This window comes from Paeniglutamicibacter antarcticus, assembly GCF_039544305.1.
GTDB lineage: Bacteria > Actinomycetota > Actinomycetes > Actinomycetales > Micrococcaceae > Paeniglutamicibacter > Paeniglutamicibacter antarcticus_C.
The window spans coordinates 84,476-93,047 of record NZ_BAABLK010000093.1; the positions used below are offsets into that span (position 1 = coordinate 84,476).

Here is an 8,572-nt window from a genome sequence, read left to right on the forward strand (position 1 = left end):
CCGGTTGCCTCATTTCTAGGGAGTGTGAAATACGTAAAAAGCGTTGGATGTGGCTAGTTCGTGTCTTGTTGCAGCGGCCTGAGCCTGTCTGCGCCGAAGATGCCGGCTGTCTTTGGGTCGATGAACACCAGGTATCCCATGTAGGCCAGGCCGATGACGGCGGCGAAGATCCGCACCCAGAGCAGCGAGAACCATTGGCCGATGGAGAGCTGGTCAACCACCCCGGAGAGCAGCACCAGCAGGCACAGGATGTACAGCGCACGCTCCAGGTTCACCGGGTACCTGCGGGAAATTGCGAAGAACGGGATCAGCCACAAAAGGTACCAGGGCTGGATGATGGGTGCCAACACGACGGCGGTTCCCAGTGCGTACCCGGCGTAGAGCAACGGAGGCCCGGCCGGGCGGCGGATGGCCAGCCAGAAGACGATGGCCAACGAGGCCAGACGGAATGCCGTGAAGACTACCCCGGCAATGAGTTCGAGGTCGCCGCCTGCCAGGGAGCCGATCCAGCCAACGAACATGCCCAGCAACCCGACAGGCGCGTAGGGGAAGGCTGCGGACCCGGCGCCGGCCATTGCCGCGATCCAACCGAACCACAGCCCCGAGGCCCAACCCAGCAGTGCCATCACGCCCAGCGCCACCGACCCGGTGAAGAGCCAGGCACGCAGCTTTTGGGTGTTCGAGGCCGTCCGCGACAGCATCGCCAGGCCCAGGAACGGCAGAACCAGTACCACGATGGGCTTGATCGCGATCGCCGCGGTAGCAACAAGGACACCGGCGAAACGGCGCTTGCGGGCCACTAGCAGGAAGCCGAGCAGCACCCCGCCGATCATCAGCCCGTCGTTGTGCACCCCGCCGATCATGTTCAGCAGGAAAAGAGGGTTGGCCACGGATATCCACAGCGGCCACGCGGCATCCCTCCCGGTGGCCTTGGCCAGGCCCACGACCGCGTAGGCGCACAGCAGGACTCCGGCAACCGCGACCAGGCGCATGAGCAGGACCCCGTATTCGGGAACACCGCCGGAAACGAAGTACACGAAGCGCGCATACATCAAGAAGAGCGGACCGTAGGGCGAGGTGGATTCGGCCCACAGTGAGTCCGAACCCTGGGCGAACCAGCCCGGCAGCTGCGAGACCCAGTCGGTGTAGGGCGAGAGCCCCGCGTGCATGAGCCGCCCCTGGCCCAGGTAGGAATAGACGTCCTTGGAGAGGATCGGGAAGGAGAAAAGCAGCGGGATCGACCAGGCCCAGATGGCCTTGGTGATCGCGAGAACCGGGTTGCCGTTGGCTTCCTGGGCGCGCTGCCGCAGGCGCAGCCACGCCCTGAAGAGCAGCATTGAACCCAGTGCCAAGAGCAGGGTGCAGGTGATGACCCCGAGCATTTCCACGCGCAACGGCAGCAGGAACCTCGAACGAGCCAGCACCGATTCCTGTGAGCTGGGGATCCACCCGACGCCCCAGGACCCCACCATGACCATCACGGAGGCCAGCAAGCCCTGGGCGATGGCGATGTCCGGCGTGCTGTCCCCGCCACCGGTGAGCCGACCCAGCAACGGGACACGTGAGCTGCGCTGGCGCAGTGCTTCCAGGGACCGGGTGAGGCCCGCGAAATGGCGTACGCGAACCGGGTTTTGGGAGGGCTGCGGGTCGGGGAGGCTCACTTGTTCGGAACCTCAGGATCGGTGCGCATCCAGGCCTTGGTCCGTCGCAGGCGTTGGGGAAGCGTCTGGACGAAGATGCCCTTGGTTCGCGGGTCGACAAAGGCCAGGTAGGCCATCGCCGCCCAAGAGATCCCCGTGGAAAGGTGCTTGACCCAGGGGTCAAGCGCGGAGAGGAACTGCCAGATGAAGATCTGGTCCGCAGCCCCAAACGCGATGAAGAAGGCCGTGGTGACATATACCCAGAGCAACTGCCAGTCATCCCTGATGCCCGTGACCGCGAAGAACGGGAGGAGCCAAAGGATGTACCAGGGTTGGATGATCGGGGAAAGGACAACCAGTGCGGAGAACGCCAACGCCATGCGCTGCACGAGGTGGGATTGCTTGCCTTTGAAGATCAACAGCAGCACCAGGGCCACCGAAGTCAGCCGGCCAATGAGCTTGAGCACCGGCAACAGCCAGTCGGTGGGCAGCCCGATGGTAGCCAAGGCACCGGAAAGCACGGCGTTCATCGCGCCCAATGGGGCGAAGACCACCGCGCCCGTGCCGGTTCCCAGCATCACCCCAAGCCAGCCGAAACCGTAGCCGTTCGCCCAGCCGATCAAGGCCATGATGATGGCCACCAGCGATGCGGTGTAAGCCCAGTAGCGGAACTTGCGCGCCCAGCCGGCGTCGGGCCCGGCCCACAGCAGGCCGATGAACGGCAGCAGCACCAAGGTGATCGGCTTGACGCCGATCGACGCGGCAATGAGTACAACGCCGATCACCCCGCGCCGCGTGGCGGCATAGTAGGTCCCGGCCAAGGCCAGGCCCACCATCAACGAATCGTTGTGGGCGCTGGCCACGAAGCTGATCAGGAACAGCGGGTTGGCCACCGAGATCCAGGTTGCCTTGGCGCCGGAGACCTTGTGAAGCGCGGCGATCTTCGGCACGTAGATCAGGCACAGGATCACCCCGGCGAACGCGACGAGCCGAAAGAGCAGCACCGAGAGGTCCGGGCTGGTGCCCACCAGCCGGTTCACCCAGTACTCCACGTTGAGGTACAGCGGCCCGTAGGGGGTTTCCGATTCTGCCCACGTGATGTCGGCACCCAGCTGGAACCAGTTGTTCAGAGTGGAGATGCCATCCACATAGGGGTCCTGCCCGGCGGCAACCAACCTGCCCTGCCCGATGTAGGCGAAGACGTCACGGGAGAAGATCGGCAGGGCCAGCAGCATCGGGATGCTCCATGCCCAGATGGCCTTCTTCACCACGGCAAGCGAGCCCTCGGCCCAGCCTGCCAGTTGTTGTCCAAGCCTCAGCCAGGCGCGGAAGAGGATCCAACAGCCCAGTGTCAACACCACGGTGCCGGCAATCACCCCTGAATACTCGGTGCGGATCGCGATCAGCAATGGGTAGCGGTTCAACGGCGAGGCGCTTGCAAGCCACCCGATGGCGTAGGAGCCCAGCAGGATCATGATCGATCCGATGGTCCCCTGGATCAGCGGAGAGAGGTGCCAGCCGCGTCCGGGCCGCTCAGTCCTGGGAGCGGTGGATCGCACATCGTTCATCTGCGCACCGCTCCTGATTCGTCTTCGTCGTGCCCCGGTGGTGGATTCCTGCATTTTCGCTGCTCGCGCTTGCCCGTCCACGGTGTCCGTGAAGCTCGTTCGCGGCCGCGCCTCAAGGCGCAAAAATCAAGTCCGATCCTAGCATCGAGAGCAGGGTTTCCCGGGGATGCCGCCCGAGGATGCGTGCGAGTTCACACGCATAGCTGGTGCGCCGTGAAGCCAACCCATTTGGCTGCGTGCCTGCGGCGTGGCCGGGCGGGTTCACGGCCTGCACCTACCTAGGCTTGGTGGTAGTTGATGGATCAAGAGCGGAAGCGAGGAAATCGCGTGGGCAGACGTGCAAAAAGTCCCGGTCGTCCGGTGCGCAACCATGGATTGCTGGGTTGGGGAATCTTCCTGGCCGTCTTGGTTGTCGCAGTTGCCCCGCTCGTGGGTTTGGGCCTGGGCGCCGCTATCCTGCTGGCGGCAACCGGGCTCGTGGCTTTCGTGCTGTTGTGGCTGCTTAGTTCGCTATCCGGTTCAATCAAGCCATAGCCCGCGGCGGCGGATCCCGGCAGGGAGTTCATCGGGTAAATTGGGCTCGTGCCTATATCAGCTGAAAAAATTGTCTGGATCGATTGCGAAATGACCGGCTTGAGCCTGGAAGACGACGCATTGATCGAAGTCGCCGTCCTGGTGACGGACGCCGAACTGAACATCCTCGGCGACGGGGTCTCCGTGGTGATCAAGCCGCCGGCAGCCGCCATGGAACAGATGGGCGATTTTGTGCGTACCATGCACATCACCAGTGGGTTGATCACCGAGCTGGATGCCGGACTAGGCATGGAAGAAGCCCGGGGCATCGTTATGGACTACATCCGCAACTACGCCCCCGAGCCAAAAAAAGCGTTGCTTGCGGGCAATTCCGTCGGCACCGACAGGAATTTCTTGGCCCGGGACATGCCTGAGATCACCGACCACTTGCACTACCGGATCCTGGATGTCTCGACCATCAAGGAGCTGGCCCGCCGATGGTACCCGCGCGCTTTCTTCCAGGCTCCGGCCAAGACAGGAAACCACCGGGCGCTGGGCGACATCCGCGATTCGATTGCGGAACTGAAGTACTACCGTGCCACCGTGATGGTTCCGGCGCCGGGACCGGATTCAGCCTCGGCAAAGGCCGCCGCCGCAAAAATCGTTGCGGAAACATCAGCTGATTAGGCACTGTGCTGCACAACACAGGCCCTTAGGCTCCTTTCGAGTTGGCACTCCAGCACGAAGTATGTGTAATATAGTTCTCGTTGCCCAGCAGTACGGAAGAGATTCCAACGTGCAGGTCAGCTAGCCCTCGGGCGAACTTGGTGGGTATAGCTCAGTTGGCAGAGCGTCTGGTTGTGGTCCAGAAGGTCGCGGGTTCAATCCCCGTTACTCACCCCAATAAAGCCGCTCCGGATCGCTCCGGGGCGGCTTTTCTCATCCCACCACCACAGGGATAAACGGGAACCCCTCCGCGACCCTGCATCACGCCTGGTCCGCGCAGCACGTGGATGCGTTGGACAGACCTGCGAGCCCCCGGCGGACCCGGGCACCGAAGGGTTGGCGCCCCGAGAAGAACCCCACACACGAAACATGCCACCAGGAAGCACTAGGAGAGATCTTGAGCATTCGGCCGGTCACCATCTACGGCGAACCCGTCCTGCACACACGTGCCAAGGAGGTCACCGAGTTCAATGAGGAGCTCCGCGGGCTCATCAAGGACATGTACGACACCATGGACGCGGCCAACGGCGTCGGCCTGGCTGCGCCGCAGATCGGCGTGGGCCTGCGCATCTTCACCTACCAGTTCGAGAACGATGACGGCGTGGGGCCTCGTGGCGTGTTGGTCAACCCGCGGCTGACGCTCTCCAAGGTCTCGCAGTCCACCCCGGACCCTGATGACGACGTTGAGGGTTGTCTCTCGGCCCCGGCACTGAACTTCCCGCTCAAGCGCGCAGAGTTTGCCCGCGTCGAGGGCTTCGACGGTGATGGGAACCCCGTCTTGTTCGACGCCACCGACTGGTTCGCCCGGATCATGCAGCACGAGTACGACCACCTTGACGGCTACCTTTACGTCGACAAGCTCAACGACAAGTGGGCGAGACGCTGGAAAAAGGCCAAGAAGTCACTGGGCTGGGGCGTGCCGAACCTGACGTGGCTGCCAGGCACGGACGAAGACCCTTTCGGGCACGACGAACCCTAGCCATTTCACCACACGTGGCGGCAAGCCGGCGACGGATCGTTGCCTCGCGCAACACCCCGACCCCAACCCGCCATCTTCGCCTTGGCGGCACTTCAAAGGACGCCATGACCAAGCAGCGGCACCCCGAGCCACCCAGCGCGATCCTTTCTCTGTGCGCGGTAAACGACGAGGACCAGACAGGGTGCACAGCCTTGTTGCTGCGGCCCATCGACGACGGGGCGCGCAGCACACGCGATGCCTTGGAGGCCCGATGGGGGACATTGCCCGCCGAAGGCCTCAAACGCCCCGCCGGCGTCGCGGCCGAAGCCTGGCAACAGGCATTGCTGCGCTTTGCCCCGGTTGCCGCCGGACGCATGGAACTCAACGACATCTCACCGACTGTTATCGAGGCGACGCTGGCGGACATCGGACGGCAGTTCGAGCTGCACCGCCGCACGCACGGGAGATTTGGGATGGCTACCGACTGGTGGTCGACACTTCACCTTTCGGGATCCCTGTACCGGCTGGGACGGTTGCAGTTTCATTTGCACCGTGAATCAGGAAGCGGTGCCTGGGTGGTGGGCATACATATCCCCGAAGACGGGCCGCTGGATGCCGCCTCGGTGGACTCCTCGTTCGCGCTGGCCGCAGCGTTCTTCGCCAAACATTTCCCCGAACACCCCATCGAGCACGCCTACTGCGATTCTTGGCTGCTGGACCCCTACTTGTCGACGGGCCTGCCGAATTCGAACATGGCCCGCTTCGCGGCACGATTCAGCGATGTCGCCTTGCGCGATGCTCCCGGGGACGCCCTGTACTTCACGTTCCGGGCACAGGCGGATATCGACGTTTCCACACTGCCCCGGGAATCCTCGCTGCAACGGCTGGTCCTTGGACGGATCGACGAGGACGGGATCTGGCAGGCGGGCAAGGGTCGCGCAGCGTGGCCGGTGCCAGCTGAGCGGTAGGACTCCACCGTGAAAAAAAAGGCGGGCTGTGGCCCTCGGATATCCGAGGGCCACAGCCCGCTTTTTTGCTACCGGACGCCTTGGGCGGCGGGCGGCTAGATACGCATGTGGCTAGACGCTGGCTGTCTCAACAGCCGCGATGGTCGGAACCGCCAACGGGTGGGTCCCGGCCATGGTCTCAATGACACGCACGACCTGGCAGGAATAGCCGAACTCGTTGTCGTACCAAACGTAGACGACGGCGTTCTTGCCGGTGACGATGGTGGCAAGGCCATCAACGATGCCGGCGCGGCGCGAACCGACGAAGTCGGTGGAGACGACCTCGGGGGAATCGATGTAGTCAATCTGCTTGTGCAGCTCGGCACCCAGCGAGGTCTCGCGCAGGTAGTTATTCAGCTCTTCCTTGTCCGTGGCGGTTTCCAGGTTAAGGTTCAGGATGGCCATGGAAACATTCGGCGTCGGTACGCGGATGGCGTTGCCGGTCAGCTTGCCTTCGAGCTCGGGAAGGGCCTTGGCAACTGCCTTGGCGGCACCGGTTTCGGTGATGACCATGTTCAGCGCCGCTGAACGGCCGCGACGCTCTCCCTTGTGGAAGTTGTCGATCAGGTTCTGGTCGTTGGTGAACGAGTGGACCGTTTCGACGTGGCCATGGACGACACCGAAGCGGTCGTTCAGGGCCTTGAGCACCGGGGTGATGGCGTTGGTGGTGCAGGATGCGGCGGTGACGATCTTGTCATCGGCCGTGATGTCCTTGTGGTTGATGCCATGGACGATGTTCTTCAACGCGCCCTTGCCCGGAGCGGTGAGCAGCACGCGGGAGACGCCGTTGGCGGCCAAGTGCTGGGACAGGCCCTCTTCGTCGCGCCAGCGTCCGGTGTTGTCCACGACGATGGCGTTGTTGATGCCGAATTCGGTGTAGTCAACGGTGGCCGGGTCGTTGGAGTAGATGACCTGGATCAGCGTGCCGTTGGCCAGAATGGTGTTGTTTTCCTCGTCCACCGTGATCGAGCCATCGAATTTTCCGTGGACCGAGTCGCGGCGCAGCAGCGAGGCCCGCTTGACCAAGTCGTCGTCGGATCCCTTGCGGACAACAATGGCGCGCAGGCGCAGGCCGTAGCCGCCGCGTTCGATGAGGATGCGGGCCAGCAGGCGCCCGATGCGGCCGAATCCGTAAAGGACCACGTCGGTGGGCTCGGCATCGGTCGCGCCGGCCTTGCCGATTTTCTCACCGAGCTCCTCGGTGAGGAACGCATTGAGGTCAGGGGAACCTGATTCGGTGAACTTCTTGTTCAAGCGACCCAAGTCGATGGCGACGGCACCGACGTTCAGTGCATCGATGGCCTTGAGCATCGGCATGGTCTGCTCAAGGGAGAGCGCTTCTCCGTCGATGCGGCGCACGACGCGGTGGGCCTTGAGGATGTTGATGGCAGACTGATTGATCAGCTTGCGGCCGTAGATGGAGGTCACCACGTTGTTGTTGCGGTACAGGCGCCCGATCAGCGGGATCATGGCTTCGGCGAGTTCTTCGCGTCCGCTCCATTCCTGTAGGGCTTCGACAGACTGCTGGGTCACTGAATATCCTTCCGGGTCAGCCGGCTGGAGATCCTCAAACCGGTTGTTACCGCTAAAGCACCGTTGCAGAAGCGGTTCTAGAGGGGGGTATGCAGGTTATTTCCCCCGTGAGGCGCTAGGCCCAGCCACCATTCTAGTATGCGTGGACGTCGATCTTCCGAACTCTCCGGTGAAGTCGCTCACACATGAGGACCTGCCCGACGACGGCATTGATGCGTGCGGTGGATGGATCGGGCCGCCCCCAGCTTCGTTAGGTGTGCCCGTGGGGCTAGAGAAGGGGTCCACTGCTCAGCGGGTGGGCCTTCTTTGCTTTTCACTTGCTCGTGCCGATGCTCCGGGCCGTGATGCTCGAAACCTTCCCGTGGATTCGGGTCCCGGACTTGGGCAAAGTGATGGTTCTGTCGCTTTTGTTCTTCGAGAGCCTGCTGCGCCGAGGAGCCACAGGGTTTGTAGACGTTGTTCAAGGCGTCAAAGAGGCCCGCGGCCCCGCGGCCTCCGCCCTTGTCAATGGCAGTTTGAAATTGCCCATCGGCGGCCAACGAAAATGACCAGTGGCGGCAGCCCCTTGACCACCAGCGGCAATACGAATTGACCACTGGCGGCAACGGAATTGACCAGCCGAACGGG

Annotated in this window: 7 protein-coding genes and 1 tRNA gene; 5 read left to right on the top strand and 3 right to left on the bottom strand. The window is 63.0% G+C overall.

Translation table 11 applies throughout. From position 1 onward, the window contains the following. Positions 1-53: 53 nt before the first annotated feature. Both mptB (ABEA12_RS18025) and mptB (ABEA12_RS18030) read right to left on the bottom strand, forming a co-directional pair. Positions 54-1,661: a polyprenol phosphomannose-dependent alpha 1,6 mannosyltransferase MptB gene (gene mptB / locus ABEA12_RS18025; protein ID WP_210100727.1), complete on the bottom strand. Its 1,608-nt coding sequence runs from the start codon at positions 1,659-1,661 to the stop codon at positions 54-56. Next, a complete protein-coding gene (mptB, locus tag ABEA12_RS18030) occupies positions 1,658-3,208 on the bottom strand; it encodes a polyprenol phosphomannose-dependent alpha 1,6 mannosyltransferase MptB (protein ID WP_210100726.1) in 1,551 nt (516 codons plus the stop codon). The genes mptB (ABEA12_RS18025) and mptB (ABEA12_RS18030) overlap by 4 nt, the downstream gene beginning before the upstream one ends. Positions 3,209-3,535: 327 nt before the next feature. On the opposite strand from mptB (ABEA12_RS18030), the gene ABEA12_RS18035 reads away from it, so the two are divergent. The 5 genes from ABEA12_RS18035 (at position 3,536) to ABEA12_RS18055 (ending at position 6,373) form a co-directional block, all read left to right on the top strand. Further along, positions 3,536-3,742 carry a hypothetical protein gene (locus ABEA12_RS18035; protein ID WP_210100725.1) on the top strand — a complete coding sequence of 69 codons (207 nt, stop codon included), beginning with the start codon at positions 3,536-3,538 and terminating at the stop codon, positions 3,740-3,742. 48 nt (positions 3,743-3,790) lie between these two features. Then, complete coding sequence (gene orn / locus ABEA12_RS18040; RefSeq protein WP_210100724.1) at positions 3,791-4,408, top strand: oligoribonuclease; 618 nt, start codon at positions 3,791-3,793, stop codon at positions 4,406-4,408. Positions 4,409-4,548: 140 nt separating this feature from the next. After that, positions 4,549-4,624: transfer RNA gene (locus tag ABEA12_RS18045), tRNA-His, on the top strand. A 220-nt stretch (positions 4,625-4,844) separates the two neighbouring features. Next, positions 4,845-5,426: a peptide deformylase gene (def, locus tag ABEA12_RS18050; protein WP_210100723.1), complete on the top strand. Its 582-nt coding sequence runs from the start codon at positions 4,845-4,847 to the stop codon at positions 5,424-5,426. Positions 5,427-5,530: 104 nt separating this feature from the next. Beyond that, positions 5,531-6,373: an acyltransferase domain-containing protein gene (locus ABEA12_RS18055; protein WP_210100722.1), complete on the top strand. Its 843-nt coding sequence runs from the start codon at positions 5,531-5,533 to the stop codon at positions 6,371-6,373. Between the two features lie 111 nt (positions 6,374-6,484). Here ABEA12_RS18055 and ABEA12_RS18060 read toward each other — a convergent pair whose 3' ends face one another. Further along, positions 6,485-7,945 carry a glyceraldehyde-3-phosphate dehydrogenase gene (locus ABEA12_RS18060; protein WP_210100721.1) on the bottom strand — a complete coding sequence of 487 codons (1,461 nt, stop codon included), beginning with the start codon at positions 7,943-7,945 and terminating at the stop codon, positions 6,485-6,487. Positions 7,946-8,572 lie beyond the last annotated feature (627 nt).

Bases quoted from the DNA above. Each gene is read 5' to 3' on its own strand.
- mptB (WP_210100726.1), bottom strand. From the start codon at position 3,208: ATGAACGATGTGCGATCCACCGCTCCCAGGACTGAGCGGCCCGGACGC.
- ABEA12_RS18055 (WP_210100722.1), top strand. From the start codon at position 5,531: ATGACCAAGCAGCGGCACCCCGAGCCACCCAGCGCGATCCTTTCTCTG.